This window comes from Streptomyces sp. NPDC058697 (assembly GCF_042715345.1).
Lineage (GTDB): Bacteria > Actinomycetota > Actinomycetes > Streptomycetales > Streptomycetaceae > Streptomyces > Streptomyces liliifuscus.
The window spans coordinates 895656-915289 of record NZ_JBHXSU010000001.1 but is presented as its reverse complement, the minus strand read 5'-3'; the positions used below and the strand labels follow the sequence as shown (position 1 = coordinate 915289).

The 19634-nt window shown below is 70.6% G+C and carries 14 protein-coding genes and 1 tRNA gene; 9 read left to right on the top strand and 6 right to left on the bottom strand.

Annotated features, from left to right (window positions below):
• Positions 1-134 precede the first annotated feature (134 nt).
• The 3 genes from ACFWXQ_RS03870 to ACFWXQ_RS03860 all read left to right on the top strand — a co-directional run bounded on the left by ACFWXQ_RS03870 (position 135) and on the right by ACFWXQ_RS03860 (position 3745).
• Positions 135-908: a sulfite exporter TauE/SafE family protein gene (locus ACFWXQ_RS03870; protein ID WP_383946471.1), complete on the top strand. Its 774-nt coding sequence runs from the start codon at positions 135-137 to the stop codon at positions 906-908.
• Between the two features lie 142 nt (positions 909-1050).
• Entirely contained in the window at positions 1051-2892 is a 1842-nt protein-coding gene (locus tag ACFWXQ_RS03865; protein ID WP_383946468.1) for a glycoside hydrolase family 15 protein, read from the top strand.
• 106 nt (positions 2893-2998) lie between these two features.
• A complete protein-coding gene (locus ACFWXQ_RS03860; RefSeq protein WP_383946465.1) occupies positions 2999-3745 on the top strand; it encodes a cobalt-precorrin-6A reductase in 747 nt (248 codons plus the stop codon).
• Between the two features lie 22 nt (positions 3746-3767).
• On the opposite strand, the gene ACFWXQ_RS03855 is transcribed toward ACFWXQ_RS03860, so the two are convergent.
• From ACFWXQ_RS03855 to ACFWXQ_RS03845, 3 genes are all read right to left on the bottom strand, one after another.
• Complete coding sequence (locus ACFWXQ_RS03855; protein WP_384083468.1) at positions 3768-5906, bottom strand: MDR family MFS transporter; 2139 nt, start codon at positions 5904-5906, stop codon at positions 3768-3770.
• A gap of 161 nt (positions 5907-6067) precedes the next feature.
• Complete coding sequence (gene cobF / locus ACFWXQ_RS03850) at positions 6068-6838, bottom strand: precorrin-6A synthase (deacetylating) (protein WP_383946459.1); 771 nt, start codon at positions 6836-6838, stop codon at positions 6068-6070.
• Between the two features lie 61 nt (positions 6839-6899).
• Positions 6900-7412: a DUF309 domain-containing protein gene (locus ACFWXQ_RS03845; protein ID WP_383946456.1), complete on the bottom strand. Its 513-nt coding sequence runs from the start codon at positions 7410-7412 to the stop codon at positions 6900-6902.
• A 101-nt stretch (positions 7413-7513) separates the two neighbouring features.
• Between ACFWXQ_RS03845 and ACFWXQ_RS03840 the strand changes: the two genes are divergently transcribed.
• Positions 7514-7587: transfer RNA gene (locus ACFWXQ_RS03840), tRNA-Pro, on the top strand.
• 67 nt (positions 7588-7654) lie between these two features.
• On the opposite strand, the gene ACFWXQ_RS03835 is transcribed toward ACFWXQ_RS03840, so the two are convergent.
• On the bottom strand, positions 7655-8449 hold the full coding sequence (locus ACFWXQ_RS03835) for an SDR family NAD(P)-dependent oxidoreductase (RefSeq protein ID WP_383946453.1): 795 nt from the start codon (positions 8447-8449) through the stop codon (positions 7655-7657).
• A 363-nt stretch (positions 8450-8812) separates the two neighbouring features.
• Between ACFWXQ_RS03835 and ACFWXQ_RS03830 the strand changes: the two genes are divergently transcribed.
• The 4 genes from ACFWXQ_RS03830 to ACFWXQ_RS03815 all read left to right on the top strand — a co-directional run bounded on the left by ACFWXQ_RS03830 (position 8813) and on the right by ACFWXQ_RS03815 (position 14595).
• Complete coding sequence (locus tag ACFWXQ_RS03830; RefSeq protein ID WP_383946450.1) at positions 8813-11926, top strand: BTAD domain-containing putative transcriptional regulator; 3114 nt, start codon at positions 8813-8815, stop codon at positions 11924-11926.
• A 168-nt stretch (positions 11927-12094) separates the two neighbouring features.
• A complete protein-coding gene (locus ACFWXQ_RS03825; RefSeq protein WP_386267435.1) occupies positions 12095-13489 on the top strand; it encodes an FAD-binding oxidoreductase in 1395 nt (464 codons plus the stop codon).
• Positions 13490-13538: 49 nt separating this feature from the next.
• On the top strand, positions 13539-13796 hold the full coding sequence (locus ACFWXQ_RS03820) for a zf-HC2 domain-containing protein (protein WP_383946529.1): 258 nt from the start codon (positions 13539-13541) through the stop codon (positions 13794-13796).
• A 229-nt stretch (positions 13797-14025) separates the two neighbouring features.
• Positions 14026-14595: a sigma-70 family RNA polymerase sigma factor gene (locus ACFWXQ_RS03815; RefSeq protein ID WP_383946532.1), complete on the top strand. Its 570-nt coding sequence runs from the start codon at positions 14026-14028 to the stop codon at positions 14593-14595.
• Positions 14596-14733: 138 nt separating this feature from the next.
• On the opposite strand, the gene ACFWXQ_RS03810 is transcribed toward ACFWXQ_RS03815, so the two are convergent.
• Together ACFWXQ_RS03810 and ACFWXQ_RS03805 are read right to left on the bottom strand one after the other, a co-directional pair.
• Positions 14734-15768: a zinc-binding alcohol dehydrogenase family protein gene (locus ACFWXQ_RS03810; protein WP_383946535.1), complete on the bottom strand. Its 1035-nt coding sequence runs from the start codon at positions 15766-15768 to the stop codon at positions 14734-14736.
• A gap of 154 nt (positions 15769-15922) precedes the next feature.
• Positions 15923-16216 (bottom strand): winged helix-turn-helix transcriptional regulator, encoded by a 294-nt coding sequence (locus ACFWXQ_RS03805; protein WP_383946581.1) that lies wholly within the window; start codon positions 16214-16216, stop codon positions 15923-15925.
• Positions 16217-16421: 205 nt separating this feature from the next.
• On the opposite strand from ACFWXQ_RS03805, the gene ACFWXQ_RS03800 reads away from it, so the two are divergent.
• Positions 16422-19601, top strand: a complete 3180-nt coding sequence (locus ACFWXQ_RS03800) for a BTAD domain-containing putative transcriptional regulator (protein WP_383946538.1) — start codon at positions 16422-16424, stop codon at positions 19599-19601.
• Positions 19602-19634: the final 33 nt, after the last annotated feature.

Sequence of the window (19634 nt, the reverse complement as noted above, 5' to 3'; positions counted from 1 at the left end):
GGCGAAGGGTCGTGGGCGATCTTTCCAGGGGGCGTCGGAGCGGTCCATACCGCGTGACCGGCGCCGGAGGCAGGGGCCACCTGTCGAGACGGTCCTGACGCGACCGGATACGTGGGCATAGCATCGGTCCCCGCATGAACACGATGACGCTCTGGCACATATCCCTGTGGGAGTTCGCCGCACTCGCCGCCGCGGCCCTGCTCGTCGGCTTCTCCAAGACAGCGGTCAGCGGGGCCAACACGGTCAGCCTCGCCATCTTCGCGGCCGTGCTGCCCGCCCGGGCGTCGACCGGAGTCCTGCTGCCGATCCTCATCGTCGGCGACGTGCTGGCCGTGCTCACCTACCGGCGGCACGCACACTGGCCGACGCTGTGGAAACTGTTCCCGGCGGTCGCCGCGGGAGTCGTCGTCGGCACGGTGTTCCTGATGTGGGCCGACGACCAGGTCGTACGGACGTCGATCGGCGCGATCCTGCTGCTCATGGCCGGGGTCACCATCTGGCGCCGCCGCAGGGCCGAGGCGGAGGAGGAACCCGACTCCCTGGCCACACGGACCGGCCGAGTCAAGGCCCGTTCGTACGGCGTCCTGGGCGGCTTCACCACGATGGTCGCCAACGCGGGCGGCCCGGTGATGTCGATGTACCTGCTCTCCGCGGGCTTCCGGAAGCTCGGCTTCCTGGGGACCTCCGCCTTCTTCTTCCTGATCGTCAACGTCTCCAAGGTCCCCTTCAGCGTCGGCCTGGGCCTCATCGACGGCAACTCACTACTGCTGGACGCGGCCCTCGCCGCCTTCGTCATACCCGGGGCGATCATCGGCAAATGGGCCGTGAACCGAATCAATCAGCGACTCTTCGAACAACTGGTGATCGCAGCGACGGTGCTGGGCGGAGCCCAGCTGCTCCTGCGCTGATGCCGCATCCCCGAGCCCCGTAGGGGCGCGGGGAACTGCGCGACCAGCCCCCACCGGCTCGCGGCCAAAACGAACCGCAAACCCAGCGGAGCGCCTACGCTGGGAAGGGTCAGTGTGTTCCCGGGGCAGGGAGGCTGCGGCCATGTCCGAGGCGTCCGGTCACCAGGATCCAGATCCACCGGCATCCGCCCGCTATCTGCCCATCGCCGAGCACGGCCTGATCGGCGATCTGCGCAGCGTGGCCCTGGTGGGCACGAACGGCACGATCGACTGGTACTGCTGTCCGTCCTTCGACGCCCCCAGCGTCTTCGCCTCCATCCTCGACGCCGAGCGGGGCGGCTCCTTCGAGCTGGCGGCCGCGGTGCCCGCGCGGACCAAGCAGTTCTACTTCCCCGACACGAACGTCCTGGTCACCCGCTTCTTCACCGAGGACGGCGTGGGTGAGATCCAGGACTTCATGCCGGTGGACGGCGACGAGACCGAGGCGGACCGGCACCGGCTGATCCGCCGCGTGCTGTGCGTACGCGGCTCGATCCCCTTCCGCGCGCGCGTGGCCCCTCGCTTCGAGTACGGAGCCCGGCCGCACACCGCACGGACGCACGACGACATGGTGGTCTTCGAGTCGGCGGACCTGTCCCTCGCGCTGACCGCCACGGAACCCCTCGAATGCGACGGGCTCGACGCGCGAGTGGACTTCAAGCTCCAGGAGGGCGAGTCCGCGGTGTTCGCCCTCGACCAGGTCAGCGGCGACATCGCGCCCCGCCGCTGCCCGCGCGCCGAGGCCGAGGACCTGTTCGCCTCCACGGTGGCCTTCTGGCGGCAGTGGCTGACCGCCTCCCAGTACCGCGGCCGGTGGCGGGAGATGGTGCACCGCTCCGCGCTCACCCTCAAACTGCTCACCTACGCGCCGACCGGCGCGATCGTGGCCGCGGCCACGACCAGCCTGCCCGAACAACTCGGCGGCGAGCGCAACTGGGACTACCGGTACGTGTGGGTGCGCGACGCCGCCTTCTGCGTGTACGCGCTGCTGAGGCTGGGTTTCACCAGCGAGGCCGAGTCGTTCATGGCCTTCGCAGCCAAGTACATCACCCCGGGCGACGGCCTCCCCGGGGGCCCGCTGCAGATCATGTACGGCATCGACGGCCGCACCGACCTGCCCGAGCGGGAACTGCCCCACCTGGAGGGATACCAGGGCTCCGCCCCCGTCAGGGTCGGCAACGCGGCGTCCGACCAGCTCCAGCTCGACATCTACGGGGCGCTCATCGACTCGGTCTACCTCTACGACAAGTGGGCCCAGCCGATCTCCAGCGACCAGTGGGACGACATCTGCGGACTGGTCGACTGGGTCTGCGAACACTGGGACCAGCCCGACGAGGGCGTCTGGGAGACCCGCGGCGGCCGTAAGAACTTCCTCTACTCCCGGCTCATGTGCTGGGTGGCGATCGAGCGGGCCATCAGGCTGGCCACCCGCCGGGGCCTGCCCGCGGACATCGTGCGCTGGCGTGACGCCCGTGACACGATCTACCGGCGGATCATGAAACGCTGCTGGTCGCCGGCGCGCCAGGCGTTCGTCCAGCACGAGGACGACGACGTCCTGGACGCCGCGGTGCTGATGATGCCCCTGGCCAAGTTCATCTCGCCCACCGACCCGAAGTGGCTCTCCACCCTCGACGCGCTCACCGAGGACCTGGTCTCCGACTCGCTCGTCTACCGCTACGACCCGAACGCGAGCCCCGACGGCCTGCGCGGCGAGGAGGGCACCTTCTCGATCTGCTCCTTCTGGTACGTCGAGGCCCTGACCCGGGCCGGACGGCTCGACGAGGCGCGGCTGGCCTTCGAGAAGATGCTCACCTACGCCAACCACCTCGGCCTGTACGCCGAGGAAATCAGCCACACCGGCGAACAGCAGGGCAACTTCCCACAGGCCTTCACCCATCTCTCCCTGATCAGCGCGGCGTTCAACCTGGACCGGGCCCTGGGCTGACCGTGCCCGACACGGACGCCGGACCGCCGGACCGTCACACCGCCGGACCGTCACACCGCCGGACCGCCGGGCCGGCGAAGGAGCCCGGCCCCGTAGGCTCGATGTCATGTCCCCGCATGTCCTGGTCCTTGGCGGGACCACCGAGGCGCGTGAACTGGCCGCGTCGCTCGCGGCCCGCCCCGGCGTGCGCGTGACCACGTCACTCGCAGGGCGCGTGTCCCGGCCGGGAGCCCTGGACGGGGAGGTACGCGTCGGGGGGTTCGGCGGGGCGGAGGGCCTGGCGGAGTGGCTGCGCGCCGAGCAGGTGGACGCCGTCGTCGACGCCACGCACCCCTTCGCGACGGGCATCACCGAGAACGCGGCACGGGCCGCGGCGGCCACCGGAGTCCCGGCCGCCGTCCTGCGCCGCCCGGGCTGGACCCCGGTCCCCGGCGACCGCTGGCACCCGGCGGTGTCCCTCACCGAGGCCGCGGGCCTGCTCCCGCCCCTGGGCAGGCGCGTCTTCCTCACGACGGGCCGCCTGGGCCTCGCGGCCTTCGCCCGGGAGCCCGAACTGCACTACCTCGTACGCTCGGTGGAACCTCCCGGGCCGCCGATGCCGCCCCACACGGAAGTCCTGCTGGCTCGCGGCCCGTTCACGGTGGAGTCCGAAACGGCCCTTCTGCGCGACCATCGCATCGACGTCCTGGTCACCAAGGACAGCGGCGGCTCGGCCACCTCGGCCAAACTGACGGCCGCCCGGGAACTGGGACTACCGGTCGTGGTCGTACACCGCCCGCCTCTCCCCGAGGGCGTACGAGCCGAACCGGATGTGGCGTCGGTGCTGGCCCGGCTGGGCTTCGGGGAAGGGTAGGGCCGCTCGGGCGGCGCGCTCGTCAGGTCTCCTTCGTGGCCGCCGCCACGGACTTGGGGCGGTTCTCCGTCAGGACGCCGTGGGTCAGGTCCTCCACCAGGAGACGCTTGGAGATGGTGTCGACGGCGGCGCGGAGATCCGCGCCCGAGGGGCGGCCGACGTCCTGTTCGACGCGTGCGGCGAGCGCGGTGGACAAGGCGTCGCCGATGATGTGGGCCTCGCGGTAACCCGCCTCCGTGTGGGTGAAGAGGGTGCCGTGGCGCGTGAGGTAGCCCTCCTCGACCATGCGCTGGAAGACCGGGACCAGGACCTCCGGAGGCATGCGGCGGCGGGCGGCGATCAGGCCGAGGCTCGCATGGCCGACCATCCGGTTGAACAGCTCGACCTGCATCACGGCCCAGGCGCCCGCGATGTCGAGACGGGTGTCGGACTCGGTGACGAGCCGGCGCATGTCGTCGGGACTCGTACCACCGATGATCTTTCCGACGACGGTCTCCAGGCGCCGCTGGTTGTCGGCCGGGGAAGGGGTGCCGAAGCCCTCGCCCAGGTCCGTGGACCCCATCCGGGCGCTGTCGCGCAGCTCCACCTGTTTGAGGAACAGCGCGACCACGAAACCGACCAGCGCCACCGGCACGGTCCACAGGAAGACGGACTGGAGGGTGTCGGCGTACGCCTCCACGATGGGCGCGGCGGTCGCCGACGGCAGTCCGTGCAGCCCCTCGGGGCTGGTCGCGGCCTTCATGAGGCTCGCGGGGTCGGTCCCGCTCGTCCGGGCCGCCTCCGCGACACCGTCCGCGAGCTGGGGCGTCAGCGTGTTCGTGTAGATCGTGCCGAACACCGCGGTGCCGAACGAACTGCCCAGCGTACGGAAGAAGGTCACGCCGGAGGTCGCGGTGCCCAGGTCGGTGTACTCGACGGTGTTCTGCACGGCGATGGTGAGCACCTGCATGCACAGACCGATCCCGGTGCCCAGGACGAACATGTAGAGCGACGCGAGCCAGGCGCTGGTGCCGGGGCCCATCAGGGAGAGGAGATACAGGCCGACACCCATGACCAGGGACCCGACGATGGGGAAGACGCGGTAGTGGCCGGTCTTGCTGACGACGTTGCCGCTGAACACCGACGCGATGAGCAGCCCGATGACCATGGGCAGGGTGCGCACGCCGGAGACCGTGGCCGAATCGCCGTCCACGTACTGCAGGAACGTCGGCAGGAACGTCAACGCGCCGAGCATCGCGAAGCCCACGATGAAGCTGAGGATCGAGCAGACCGCGAAGACGGGGTTGCCGAACAGCCGCATCGGCAGCATCGGCTGGGCCGCGCGGGTCTCCACCCAGCAGAACACCGCGAGAGCGACGACGCCGCCCGCGAAGAGGCCGATGATGACCGGCGAGCCCCAGGCGTACTCGTTGCCGCCCCAGCTCGTCGCCAGGATCAGGGCGCTGGCGCCCACGGCCACGAAGGCGATGCCCAGGTAGTCGATGACCGGGCGGGAGGACGACTTCACCACCGGGATCGTGCGGGCCGCGGCCACGACGACGAGGATCGCGATGGGGACGTTGACGTAGAAGCACCAGCGCCAGGTGAGGTGATCGGTGAAGAGGCCGCCGAGCAGCGGGCCGATGACCGTGGCGACACCGAAGACGGCACCGATGGCACCCTGGTACTTCCCGCGCTCGCGCAGCGGAATCACATCGGCGATCAGGGCCATCGCGGTGACCATCAGGCCGCCCGCGCCGATGCCCTGCACGCCCCGCCAGATGATCAGCAGCATCATGTTCGAGGCGAGGCCGCACAGGAACGAGCCGGTGATGAAGATGATCGCCGACGCCTGGAAGACGACCTTGCGGCCGAACAGGTCACCGAACTTGCCGACCAGCACCGTCGCGACGGTCTCCGCCAGCAGATAGGCGGTGACCACCCACGACATGTGCTCCGCACCGCCGAGGTCCGACACGATCGTCGGCAGGGCCGTGCCCACGATCGTCTGGTCCAGTGCGGCCAGCAGCATGCCGAGCATGATCGTCACGAAGACGACGTTGCGGCGGCGCTTGTCCAGCACGGGCGGCTGCGCGGCTGCCGCCTCGGCGGCGGACGGCGGCTCGGCGGTGTCGGTGGTCGTCACACCCGTCAGCTTCACACCGGGGGGTGGTGCGTGCATGCGGGGCCGTCCGCACGGGTGCGGGCCCGCTGCCGCGGTGGTGTGGGGCAGGGGTGGGGTGTTCGGTGTCCCCTGAACGCTTCCCGCTGGAAGGCCGGTGCGTCGGCTGCGGGTCCGCCGTGGCCGGTCGCGCAGTTCCCCGCGCCCCTTTGGGGCGCGGTCTAGGCCCGGGGGTGTCTGCGCAGCAGGTAGGTGTCCATGATCCAGCCCTTGCGGTTGCGGGCCCGCTCGCGCAGTTCGGCGATGCGCGGGGCCGTCTCCGCGAGGGGGCCGGAGGCCAGGATCTCGTCGGGTGTGCCGATGTAGGCGCCCCAGTAGATGTCGATGTCCTGGTCGGCGTACCGCTGGAATGCCTGGTGGGCGTCGAGCATGACCACCACGTCGTCGACGTCCTCCGGGAAGCCCTGGGCGAGCCGGCGGCCCGTGGTGATCTGGACGGGGCGGGCCACGCGGTTGAGTCCGGTGCGGTGGCGGGCGACCAGCGCCGAGACGCTGCTGATGCCCGGCACCACGTCGTGCTCGAAGGAGACCGCGCCCCGGTCGAGGATCTCCTCCAGAATCCCCAGCGTGCTGTCGTACAAGGAGGGGTCGCCCCAGACGAGGAACGCCCCGCTCTCGTCCTCGCCCAGCTCCTCGGTGATCAGCCGCTCGTAGATGTCCGCGCGGGCACTGCGCCAGTCCCCGACGGCGGGGGAGTAGCCCGCACCTCCGGCGGCCCGGTCCCGCTCCGGGTCGCGCGCCTCCACCAGGCGGTACGTCCCGTCCGGCAGATGCGCGCCGAGAATGTCACGGCGCAGCTGGACGAGGTCCGACTTGACCTCCCCCTTGTCGAGGATGAAGAACACGTCCGTGCTCCTCAGCGCCTTGACCGCCTGCAGGGTCAGTTGGTCGGGATCGCCCGCCCCGATGCCGATGACATGAATCTTTCGCACACCCCGAGTCTGCCCCACGCCACCGACAGCCCCGTCACCGCGTCCGGCGGAGGGCCGACCTTCAGACTTCGTCGCCCCGCAGTCGCGGCGCCCACACCTCCGCGTCCACGGCCGCCCCGTCCTTCTCCACCGTGTCCGCCAACTCCCGTGCCCACGCGGCCAGTCCGGCCAGCTCCAGCCCGTACGGCCGCGACTGCCCGGCCTCCACCCCCCACTCCTGGACCGCTCCGGCGCCCCGCCGCAGCAACCGCGCCCCGCCCGTCACGTTCCCCCGGGCCGCGTGCGTGAGCCCCACCGCGAGCTGGGCCAGCCCGCGCCACAGCGCCCGCTCCTCGTCGGGACCCGACTTCCACGCGTCCTCGAACACCTCGTGCGCGTGGAACGGTTTGCCCGCCGTCAGCAGCGTCTGCGCCTCGGTGACGGTCTCCTCGGGCGCGCGGACCACCCCTTCGGGCTGTCGCTCCACCCCGTCGGTCCCGTACGGCAGGGGCCGCCCGAGCCCGTCCCGGGGCCGCGCGTTGCGCGCCCGTCCCTCGGTGTCCCGGTCCCGCCTGTCGTCAGAAGCACTGCTCATCTGCCGATTGTCCCTCGCCCCACGCCACCTTCGGAGCAGCCCCGGGTGTGGGGTAGTGTTCTGTTTGCGCGATCACGCGGTTCTGCCGCGACGGAGCGCATCGGGACGTGGCGCAGCTTGGTAGCGCACTTGACTGGGGGTCAAGGGGTCGCAGGTTCAAATCCTGTCGTCCCGACTCGAACGAGTCGCAGGTCAGGGGCGGTTTCGGAGAATTCCGAAACCGCCCCTTGATCATTTCACCGTCAGGGCAGGATCGAGTCGATGTATCCCCCGTCGACGCGCAGGGCTCCGCCCGTCGTGGCCGAAGCCTGGTCGGAGCTGAGGTAGACGACCATGTGGGCGATCTCCTCGGGCTCGATCAGCCGTTGCAGCAGGGACTGCGGCCGGTGCTTGCGCATGAATTCGCGCTGGGCCTCGTCCCAGGGCAGGTCACGGTCGACGAGTTCGTAGACGAAGTCCTCCACGCCGCCGGTGTGGGTGGGGCCGGCGATGACCGAGTTGACCGTCACCCCCGTGCCCGCCGCCTGCTTCGCGAAGCCGCGGCCGACCGCGAGGAGCGCGGTCTTCGACATGCCGTAGTGGATCATCTCGGCCGGGATGACGACCGCCGAGTCGCTGGCGATGTTCAGGATCCGGCCCCAGCCGCGCTCGGTCATGCCCGGCAGGTACATGCGGATCAGCCGTACCGCGGCCAGCACGTTCACCTCGAAGTAGCGCCGCCACTCCTCGTCGCTGATGTCGAGGGGGTCGGCGGAGCCGAAGACGCCGAGGTTGTTGACGAGGATGTCCACCTCCGGCAGCGTCTCCAGGACGCGCTGTGCACCCTCCTCGTTCGCCACGTCGGCGGTCACCGGGACGAAGACCCCGCCGGGCACCTCCGCCGCCAGCCGCTCCACGCCCTCCGCGACCCGCTGCTCGTTTCGGCCGTTCACCCCCACCCGGGCGCCGGAGCGCGCGAGTCCGGCGGCGATCGCCGCGCCGATGCCCTGCGTCGAGCCCGTCACCAGGGCGGTGCGTCCCGTCAGATCGATCTGCATGTGGAACCAGTCCCCTTGTGCGTTTGTCCGTGCTGCGTTCCGGTACGTCTGCCGTCAGCCTGGCGGCAGGGCGATCAGCCCGCCACTCCGGTCGCTGCCGACGGGGACGACCTCGGCTGCGTGTGCCCACTCGGCGACGGGTGACACTCGGGCCGGGCTCGTGTCGGGTGGAGCCGGCCGAGGCCGTGTCCCAAGCGCTGGTGTCCCGGGGCGAGTTGGAAACGGTGGTGGGGTCCCTGGATGTGTAGGACGTTTCTCGCGAGCCGGGAGGTGGCCGGGAACCCACCGCACCCGGACCGCTCACCCCGCGACGCGCCGACAGGCCCTTCGGGGCATTCGGCCGTCCACGGCAGGATGGCCGTCATGCGATTTCGACTGCTCGGCCGCCTGGAGCTGGTGAATGCCAACGGAGCGGTCGTCCCTCCCGGCGCCGTGTCCCGGGCGATCGTGGGACGGCTGCTGCTCGCCCACGGGTCGGTCGTACAGCGCGACACCCTCGTCGACGAGTTGTGGGAGGAGCGCGGGACCAAGAACCCGGTCGGCGCGCTTCAGGTCCAGATGGCCAAGCTGCGCGCTGCCTTCGCGGCGCAGGGCGAGGACGCTCGTCTTCTGTTCGGCCACGGTGGGTACCGGATCGTCCTGGGACCGGACGACGAGGTCGATGTGGCCGCCTTCGAGGCCGCGGTCCGGGACGGCCGTGAGCACCTGGCGACGGAGGAGTACGAGAAGGCGGAAGGCAACCTGCGGCTGGGGCTGTCGATGTGGCGTGGCCGCGCCCTGGACGGCCTGGAGGGACGGGTCTTCGAAACCGAGCGGACGCGCCTCGATGAGCTGCGGCTGGGCGCTCTGGAGGACGCCGCCACCGCCGGCCTCGAACTCGGTCGTGCGCAGGAACTGGTCCCCGAACTGAAGGCCCTCGTGTCTCTCGCACCGCTTCGCGAGCGGTCCCGGGCCCGCCTCATGCTCGCGCTCTACCGCTGCGGGCGGTTCGCGGAAGCCCTGGAGGTCTACGAAACGGGCCGACGGCTGCTGAAGTCCGAGCTCGGCGTCGTTCCCTCGCCGGAGCTGCGCTCCCTGCACGCCGCGATGATCCGCCACGATCCGTCCCTGCAGGGGCCGGCCTCCGCGTCGTACCGCCTGACGTCGACGCGCACCGATGTCCGGCAGATACCCGGCGAAGGCAATCCGATCCGGCCGCTCGGCCCGTTCGTCGGCAGGCGCAAGGACCTGAGCGCGCTGCGCGAGGCCGTCGACCGGGAGCGGATGGTGACCGTACTGGGCCCGGGAGGCGTCGGCAAGACACGTCTGGCGCTGGAGGTGTGCGCGCTGGTCCAGCCGTCCCGCGGCAACGTCTGGTGGGTCGAGCTGGCCCCCGCCGACGACGCGAACGTCCTCGCGGTGATCGCCTCCGTGCTCGGACTGTCCGACACCTCCGTCCGGCCGGACCAGCAGCCGTACGACCACGTACACCGGCTCACCTCGTTCCTGGCCGGACGTCGGACGATCCTCGTGCTCGACAACTGTGAGCACCTGCTCGACGCGGTCGCCCCGCTCGTGGCGACACTGCTGGGCCGGTGTCCCTCACTGACCGTGCTGACCACCAGCAGAGCACCGCTGGAGGTCCCCGCCGAGGTGCTGTACCCCTTGGCGCCGATGCCGGACGAGGAGGCCGCGGACCTGTTCGGTGCCCGCGCCGCCATGATCGATCCGTCCTTCGCCCCGGAGGAGGCGGCGCTGCACGACATCCGCCGCCTCTGCCGCAGGCTCGACGGACTGCCGCTGGCAGTGGAACTCGCGGCCGCGCACGTCCGGCTCCTGACGGTACGTGAGATCGAGGCCCGCCTCGACAACCGCTTCACCCTGCTGACCAAGGGGGAGCGCACCGCGCCGGCCAGACACCGCACCCTGCGCGCCGTCCTCGACTGGAGTTACGCCCTCCTCGACACCACCGAGCAGGGGCTGCTGACGGAACTGGCCCTCTACGTGGGCGGCAGCTCCCTGGAACTCATGGAAGCAGTCACTCCGCTGCCCGGGGCGGACAGTGCCGAACTGCTGCATGTGCTGGGGCAGTTGGTCGACAAGTCCCTTCTCGTTCCGGTCTCCACGCCCGACGGGAACCGATTGCGGATGCTGGAGACGGTCCGCGAGTACGCGCTCACCCGGCTCCGGGAGGAGGGCCGGGCGCCCGAGGCCGAAGAGCGCCTCATGACGTGGGCCACCCGTTTCGTACGCGAGGCCGGTGAGGGAATCTCGTCCCGTGACCAGAAGGAGTGGGCCAGGCGCCTCACCGACGAGTCCGCCAACATCAGGGCTGCGTCGGACCTGATGACGGCCAGGTCCAGGGAGGCCGAGGCCCTGCTGCTGGAGGCGCGGCTCGGCTACTTCTGGTTCATCGGCGGCCGCGAGGAGGAGGGAATCGACCGGCTCCAACGCAGTCTGCAGGCCTACGACGCGACGGCAGGACAGCGGGCCGCGGAACCCACCCAGGACGACGAGTGGGCGCTGTTCTACACGATCGCCTGGCTCACTTGGCTCAATCACGTCGCCGGACATCACACGGAAGCCACGTCCTACGCGGCGCGGCACAAGGCGGCCTGGCAGGACGCGAAGAACCCCGACCTCGCCGTCCTGGGTCTCTGCTACGACGCGCTCCACGCGATGCTCGACGGGCACGACGACGTCGAGGGACTCTTCGCCGTGGCAGAGGCCGCGGTGGTGGGCACGGGATTCCACTGGGACCGGGCGGTCCTGCAGACGAACTGGTCGACCTACTGCCTGCAGCACGGGGACACCGAAGGGGCCCGGCGCCACGGTCTGATCGCCGTGACGGCGTCACGCGCGGCCAACGACGACTTCGCCCGGGTCTTCTCCCTCACCCTCTGCGGCGACGCGGACGAGAGCGACGGCCTGCGCGAGCGGGCTCGCGAACAGTGGGCCGAAGCGGCCCGGATCCTCCGCGCCGTCGGGGCGCGTACCCGCTGGGCTTACGTGGTGCTCAGACTGGTCTGCCTGGACATCACCGAGGGAGAGTCCGCCTCGGCCGAGCAGCGGCTGGTGGACGTGAGCCGGCTCGCGGACGAACTGAGTGCGGACGATCTCCGGGCGGCCGTGGCCAACCTGCGCGGTGTGCTGGCGTTCCGCGGCGGTCGCTTCGCGGACGCGGAGAAGATCTTCCACGGTGTCTGGCGCTGTCCGGGGGCGCCGCCCGACCGCAGAGCGGTCTCGGCCATCGGCCTGGCGGTCATGGCGGCGTTCGGTCCGCCGAGCCCCACCGCCTCGGACGATGCGCGGGCCTGGACCGACCGGGCGCGCGAGACGCACGGCGGACTGCTGGAACCGCTCGCCCGGCACGCGGTGGGTGTGCTGCTGGACAGGCTGGACACCCGCCACCGGTCCGGGGCGAACGGGCGGGGCGGGACGGACCAGGTGTGCGACTGGCTCTCGGGCAGCCCCTCCGTACTGGCCGCCTTCCGCTGAGCGACCCCGTGGGCCACGGCCTGCGGTGCCGACGGCGGGGGCGATACGCGGACGGTGAACCTCTTCGAGGTGCGCGCCGTAGCAGCCATCGGACGGCACCCGGTCGCGTCGAGGAGCCGTTTCCATCGCTTCCCACGTGGCCGTCGCGCCGACGAAAGGCACAGCACCATGACCGAGCACCAGGGCCGGACCGTTCTTGGAGAGGACACCGTCACCGAACTGGCCGACCGGATCGAGGGATCCGTGTTCGCCCCGGACGACACGGGCTACGCGGCGGCGATCGCGGGGTTCAACCTGCGTTCGCGGCAGCGGCCCTGTCTGGTCGTCGCGGCGGCCGGCGCCGCCGATGTGCGGGCCGCGGTCGGTTTCGCCGCCGCGCGTGACATACCCGTCGGTGTCATGGCCACCGGGCACCAGCCGTTCCCCGCCGAGGACGGCTTCCTGCTCGTCACGACGGGTGCGATGCGTAACGTTGAGATCGACATCGAGCGTGGTGTGGCCCGGGTGGGTGCGGGTGCGCGCTGGTCGGACGTCGTGGAGCCGGCCCAGGCGGAAGGGCTGGCACCGCTGAACGGGTCCAGTCCGCTGGTGGGAGTCGTGGGCTTCACCCTCGGCGGCGGACTCAGCCCGTTCCTGGGCCGGTCCTACGGCTGGGCCGCCGACCACGTCGTCGCGATCGAGGTCGTCACCCCGGACGGCACGTTGCGTCGCGTCTCGGCGGAGGTGGAACCGGAGTTGTTCTGGGGCCTGCGCGGCGGACGCAGCAACTTCGGTGTCGTGACCGAGCTGGAGATCGGGCTCTTCCCCGTGACCTCCTTCTACGGCGGCGGGATCTACTTCCCCGCCGAGCACGCCGAGGCCGTGCTCCGCGCCTTCCCCGAGGTGGTCCGCGACGCGCCCGACGGCTTCACCTGCTCCGTGGCGCTGCTCAACTTCCCGCCGGTCCCGGAGATTCCGGAACCGCTGCGAGGCCGCTTCCTTGCACACGTCCGGGTGACCCACCTCGGCTCCGACGAGGAGGCCGAGAAGCTCATCGCGCCCTTCCGGGCCATCGGCCAGGGGGTTCTCGACACGATCGGCCGCCACCCCTACAGCGCGTTCGCCATCGTGCACACCGATCCGGCGGATCCCTTCCCGTACGAGGAACAGGGCACCCTTCTGGCCGAGTTGCCGGCCAAGGCCGTCGACTCGCTCGTGGAGATTGCCCAAATGGCCGCCGGTGGCCTTGTCACGGTCCTGGAGATCAGGCATCTCGGCGGCGCGCTGGCCGATCGGCCAGCCGCGGCGAGCCCTGTCGCCGCCCGGGACGCCGTGTTCAACGTGTGGGGAGCGACCGTCGGGCCCCCGGAGGCCGTCGACGCCGGTATGGCCGTGCTGGGCGGGATGATCGAGCGCCTGAGCCCTTGGTCCACGGGTCTCACGTACACGAACTTCGCCGGTCGTGACGACCGGGCGGAGAACGTGTTCACCGCCGACGACCTGGCACGCCTGCGTGCCCTGAAGAGGCGCTACGACCCGCGCAACCTGTTCCGGGTCAACAACCACAACGTCGCTCCGGAATAGGCGTCCGCCGAGCCGTCGGGACACCGACCTGATTCCAGGAGACCTCACGGTGAAATGCGAGCAGGAGACAAGCGAGTTGGCCGCCTTTGCCATGGCGGCCCTCGATCCCACAGAGACCGTGCTCGTCGACAGGCACGTACGGAATTGCCCGGCCTGCGCGGTCGACGTCGACGGGATCCGCGCGATGCTCGCCGCTGTCCGAAGGCTGCGCGCCGAGGAGACGCTGGGCGACTGGTCCGGCAAGCTCCCCGAACTGCGGGAGGCGGCGGTCCGAGCCGCCCGAGCCCGGATCCCCGACCGCGAGTGAACAGCTCCTGAGCATCCCAGGCACGCGGGGCTCCGTCAGACGGAGCCCCGCGTGCCCATCGGTGTTCGCTCCCCTTTCCCGGGCCTTTCCTGCGCCTGTCCTCGCGGACGCGGGCCGGGCAAGCGGACAGCAAGCGGTCGGCAAGAGGTCCCCCCGAAGGTTTCCCCGTTCAGCTTTCAACGAATTGGCGCGCCGTGCATCGACCCGCGGCGCACGGGGGAACGTGGCAATGAGGCACAGCACAGGAATCCGGGACACACAGCCGGGCGGGACCGGCGGAACCCCTGACAGTGCGCGCGACGAGGCGTTCATCCGCGCCGTCTACGACAAACACGGGGTGTTCCTGCTGAGAGTGACCACCGGGCTGCTCCTGGGCGACAGCCACCAGGCCCAGGACCTGGTCCAGGAGGCCGTCCTGCGCGCCTGGCAGAACGCCGGCATCCTCGATCCCGACGCCGAGGGCATACGGCCGTGGCTCCTCAGAGTCGTCCGCAACCTCGTCATCGACGGCTACCGTGCCCGCAGGGCCCGCCCGCCGGAGACGATCGACACCGCGCTGAACGACATGCCAGGCCCGGAATCCATGGACCCGGCCCTCACCAGGAAGCTCGTGCGCGAGGCCCTGGGAGACCTGACGGTGCAGCATCGCGAGATCCTCGTCCACGTCGAGTTCCTGGACCGGTCCGTGGCCCATACGGCGAAGACGTTGGGGATACCGAAGGGTACGGTCAAATCCCGGACGCACCTGGCCCTCAGGGCCCTGAGGGCCGCGCTGGCCGAGCGGGGTTACACCCCGTGAGCGTGCCTCTGGTGAGGACTCGTGGCGGAGAGGGAGCGCCGGCGGCCCGGCACTCCCTCGCTGCTGCCGGGCTCACCGATTCACAGCGGTCTCGCGCCCGGTCGCCCGTTGCCGTGCTGCTTCTATCCGGCTCCTCGCTCAGAATCCGGTGAGCGTCACTTTGCCGATGGCGGCGCCGGACTCCAGGACGCGGTGCGCCTCACGCAGATGGGCGGCGTTGATCGTGCCGAGGTCCCGGGTGGCCGTGGTCCGCAGGGCGCCCTCGTCCACGAGCCGGGCGATCCGGTCGAGGATGTGGTGCTGTGTCACCTGGTCCGGGGTCCGGTACAGGGAGCGGGTGAACATGAGCTCCCAATGGAAGGAGATGCTCTTGGACTTCAGCAGGCCGATCTCCACGGGACCGAAGTCGTCGATGGCGACGAGCTGACCGAACGGCTTGAGGATGTCGGCGTACGCGGCGAGGTTCCGGTCCGTACCGGCGGTGCCGAAGATGTGGTCCACCCCGCCGGGCGCCACCTCGGACACCTGCGCCGGCAGCGGGCGATGGTGGTCGACCACATGTGTCACGCCCATCCGGCGGGCGAACTCGACGGTCTCCGGGCGGGAGGCCGTGCCGATCACGGTCAGGCCGGTGAGGGCCCGGGCCAGCTGGGCCACCATGGCCCCGACGCCGCCCGCCGCCGCGGTCACCAGCAGCGTGCCGGTCTCCTCCGAAGCGCCCTCGCGCAGGCCGAGACGTTCGAACAGGCCCTCCCAGGCAGTGAGGGAGGTCAGCGGCAGCGCCGCCGCCTCGGTGAAGGAGAGCGTGCCGGGCTTGCGGCCGACAATGCGCTCGTCGACGGTGTGGAAGCGGGAGTTGCTGCCCGGCCGGTCGATCGCGCCGGCGTAGAAGACCTCGTCGCCGGCCTCGAACAGCTCCACCTGCTCGCCGACCGCGACGACCGTACCGGCGGCGTCCCAGCCGAGTACCTTGGGTTCGCCGCCCGGGTCGTTGCTCTGCCGGACCTTGTAGTCCACGGGGTTGACCGCGATGGCCTCCACCTGGACCAGCAGATCGTGTGGACCCGGCTGCGGCACGGGCAGTTCGACGTCCACCAGGCTCTCGGTGTCGTCGATCGGCAGGCTCTTGCGGTAGGCGACGGCGGGCATCGTCGTCTTCCCGGTCTCACTCATCAGGGATCTCCTCGACAGGTGCGGTGGGCCGGCGAGGATCGGCGGCCACGACTCGCAAAGTACCTATCGGGAGGTAGTAACCATCAAGGGCGCCTGCTTCCCAAAGGGAACTATTGAGATGGGGAGGCCCCGAGGAATCCCGTGCGTCGTGAGGTCAGGCGGATTCCGGGAACCGGTCTATGTTCTGCTCCACCCAGGTGCGCAGATGGGAGAGCGGCGCGCAGGCGTCCTTGCCGAGCGGGGTCAGGCTGTACTCGACCCGGGGCGGCACCTCCGCGTAGATCTGACGGTCGACCAGGCCGTGGTCCTCCAGGCGGCGCAGCGTCTGGGTGAGGACCTTGGGGCTTACTCCCTGCAGCCGGCCGCGCAGCGCTCCGAAGCGCCGTGGTCCGTCCTCGAGGGCGCCCAGTGCGAGAGCGCTCCACTTGTTGGCGAGGAGGTCCAGCATGTCGCGGCAGGGGCAGGCGGCCGAGTAGACGCTCTTGGGGTCGTCGCAGAGGCCCGATGTCTTCGTCATGCGGCAACAGTACCCAATGGGTACCAGTGTGCCTTGCCGGTAACCACTACCCGTCTCGTACGGTCATGGACATGCTCGGAACCTGGGTTTCGAACATGGGGACCACTGATGAAGGCTGACGCATGAACGATGACGCATGAACGATGACGCCCTGCACTTCCGGCTGCTCGGCCGCCTGGAGCTGGCCGACGGGAGCGGTGCCGTCGCCCTGCCGGGTGAACTCTCCCGCGCGATCGTCGGCCGGCTGCTGCTGGCCGGGGGAGCGGTCGTGCACCGTGACACTCTCCTCGACGAACTGTGGGAGCACCGCCGGGCGAAGGACCCGGTCAACGCGCTTCAGGTCCAGGTGGCGAAACTGCGTGCGGCGCTCGCGGCACGGGGCCAGGAGGGGCGACTGGAGTCGCGGCACGGGGGATACCGCTTCGTTCTGGGACCGAAGGACGAACTCGACACGGTCCGTTTCGAGGCGGCGGTCCGCGAGGGGCGCGAGCACCTGGAAGCGGGGGCGTACCGGCAGGCGGAAGGCGTTCTTCGGCAAGGGCTGGCGCTGTGGCGGGGCCGCGCGCTGGACGATCTGAAGGGCCGGGTCTTCGACGCCGAGCGGCTGCGCCTTGAGGAGCTGCGCCTGAGCGCACAGGAGGACGCGAGTGCCGCGGGTCTTGAGCTCGGCCGCGCGCAGGAACTGGTCCCCGAGCTGACGGCACTCGTCTCCGCCGCACCCCTGCGCGAGAGGTCCCGGGCCCGCCTGATGCTCGCGCTCCACCGCTGCGGGCGTCAGGCCGAGGCGATGGATGTGTACGAAGCGGGCCGCAGCCTGCTGAGATCCGAGCTGGGTGTCGATCCGTCCCCCGAACTGCGTTCCCTGCACAAGGAGTTGCTGACGGCCGACCCGCGTCCCGGGACGACGACCGCGGACTCCGTACGGCCGTCCTCGGCTCACTCCGATTCCGTACGGTTGTCCCCGGCGCCCCCCGATTCCCGCCCGGCGCCCGGTGAAGGCGGACCGGACCACCCGCTCGGCCCGTTCGTCGGCCGCGGTGAGGAACTCGGCGGATTGCGTGCGGCCCTGGACCGCGAGCGGCTGGTGACCGTCGTAGGACCGGGTGGTGTCGGCAAGACCCGCCTCGTCCTTGAGGCCTGCGTGCTGACGCGGTCCTCGTACGACGGTGCGTGGTGGGTCGATCTGGCCTCCGCCGACGGCGCGGGCGTCCTCGCGGCGATCGCCGGAGCCCTGGGCCTGTCGGACGCCTCGGTCCGGCCGGACCAGCCGCCGCACGACTACGTGCACCGGCTCACCTCGTTCCTGGCCGGACGTCGGGCGCTCCTCCTGCTCGACAACTGTGAGCATCTGCTCGACGCGGTGGCCCCGCTCGTGGCCGTCCTGCTCGGCCGGTGCCCCCTGCTCACCGTCCTGGCGACCAGCAGAGCCCCGCTGGCCGTCGCGGGCGAGACGCTGTATCCCCTTGCGCCGCTGCCCGACGGCGAAGCCGCGGAACTCTTCCGCACCCGCGCCGTCATGATCGACCCGTCCTTCACCGCGGACGAGACGGCGATGGACGACATCCGCTCGCTGTGCCGCAGACTGGACGGCCTGCCGCTCGCTGTCGAACTCGCCGCCGCGCACGTGCGGTTGCTGCCGGTACGCGAGATCGAACTCCGCCTCGACAACCGCTTCGCCCTGCTGGCCAAGGGGAAGCGGACCGCTCCCGCGCGGCACCGCACCCTGCGTGCCGTCCTCGACTGGAGCTACACCCTCCTGGACACCACCGAGCAGCGGGTGCTGACGGAACTCGCCCTGTATGTCGGCGGCTGTTCCCTCGACGTGGCGGAGACAGCGATCCCACTTCCCGAGGCGGACCACCACGAGATCCTTCAGGTACTGGCCCAACTGGTCGACAAATCACTCCTGTTCACCGTCTCGACGCCCGACGGAAGTCGGCTGCGGATGCTGGAGACGGTCCGCGAGTACGCGCTGGACCGGCTCCGGGAGGAAGGAAGGGCGACTGGGGCGGAGGAACGCTTCATGGCCTGGGCCCTGCGTTTCGTGCACGAGAGCACCGATGCCAACGCGCCCGGAGACCAGGGGGAGTTGATCAGGCGGCACACCGCGGAGTCCGCCAACATCAGGGCGGCCTCCGATCTCATGATGGCCCGGGCGAGAACCGCTCAGGCCCTGTCGCTGGAAGCACGACGGGGCTGCTACTGGATCATCAGCGGCCGTGAGGAAGAGGGGATCGACCGCCTCCAGCGCAGCGTGCGGGCCTATGACGCCGCAGAGGAGTACCGGGCCACCGAAGAGGATGAGCGGGCACTCTTCTACGCCCTCGCATGGCTTGTCTGGCTCAGTCATGTCGTCGGTCGGCACGTGGAGGGCAGCTGCTTCATCGATCGATTCGAGACGGCCTGGCGGCAGGCCAAGAGCCCCGATCTCGCTGTCCTGGGACCCTGTTACGAGCCGCTCCACGCCATGCTGAACGGGCAGGACGACGTGGCGGAACTCTTCGTACGGGCAGAAGCAGGCGTTGCGGGCACCGAGTTCCACTGGGACCGGGCGATTCTCCTGACGAACTGGACGACGTACTGCCTCCAGGCCGACGAAATCGACGGCGCCCGCAGCCATGGCCGGGCCGCCGTCTCGGCGGCACGTGCCTCCGGTGACGACTTCGCCAGGGCATGCGCCCTCACCCTTCGCGGCGACGCGGACGAGAGCGCCGGCCTCCGCGACCACGCCCGCGTGCACTGGACCGAAGCCGCGCGCATCCTCCGTTCCATCGGCGCGCGTGGTCAGTACGCGTACGCCGCACTCAGGATCGTGTGCCTGGACATTGCGGAGGGAGAGGTCGAGACGGCCGGGAAGCGGCTCTCGGAGGTGGCTCGGCTCGCGGACGAACTGAGCGCGGACGACCTCCGGGCCGCCGCGGCCATCCTGAACGGGGCCCTGGCGTTCCAGGCAGGTCGCTTCTCGGACGCGCGGACGATCTTCGCCGGCGTCTGGGACAGTCCCACGGCGCCACTCGACCGCAGAGCGATGTCCGCCGTCGGTCTGGTCGCGGTGGCGACGTTCGGCCCGTCCACCCCCTCGGCGTTCAGCGACGCGCGGATGTGGATGGACCGCGCAGGCGAGGCGCTCGACCGGGTACGTGAGCCGCTCGCCCGCCGAGCGGTGGGCGCCCTGCTGGACAAGCTGGACGCCTACTTCAAGTCCGGTCCGAGCGGCGCGATCGGGGCGGACCGGGTGCAGGCATGGCTCGCAGGCAACCCTTCCGTACTGGCCGGCTTCAGTGGAGTGCTGAACGGCCCGGGCCGGCATCGGTGATCCGATCCGACAGCGCGGAAATGGCTGTGAACA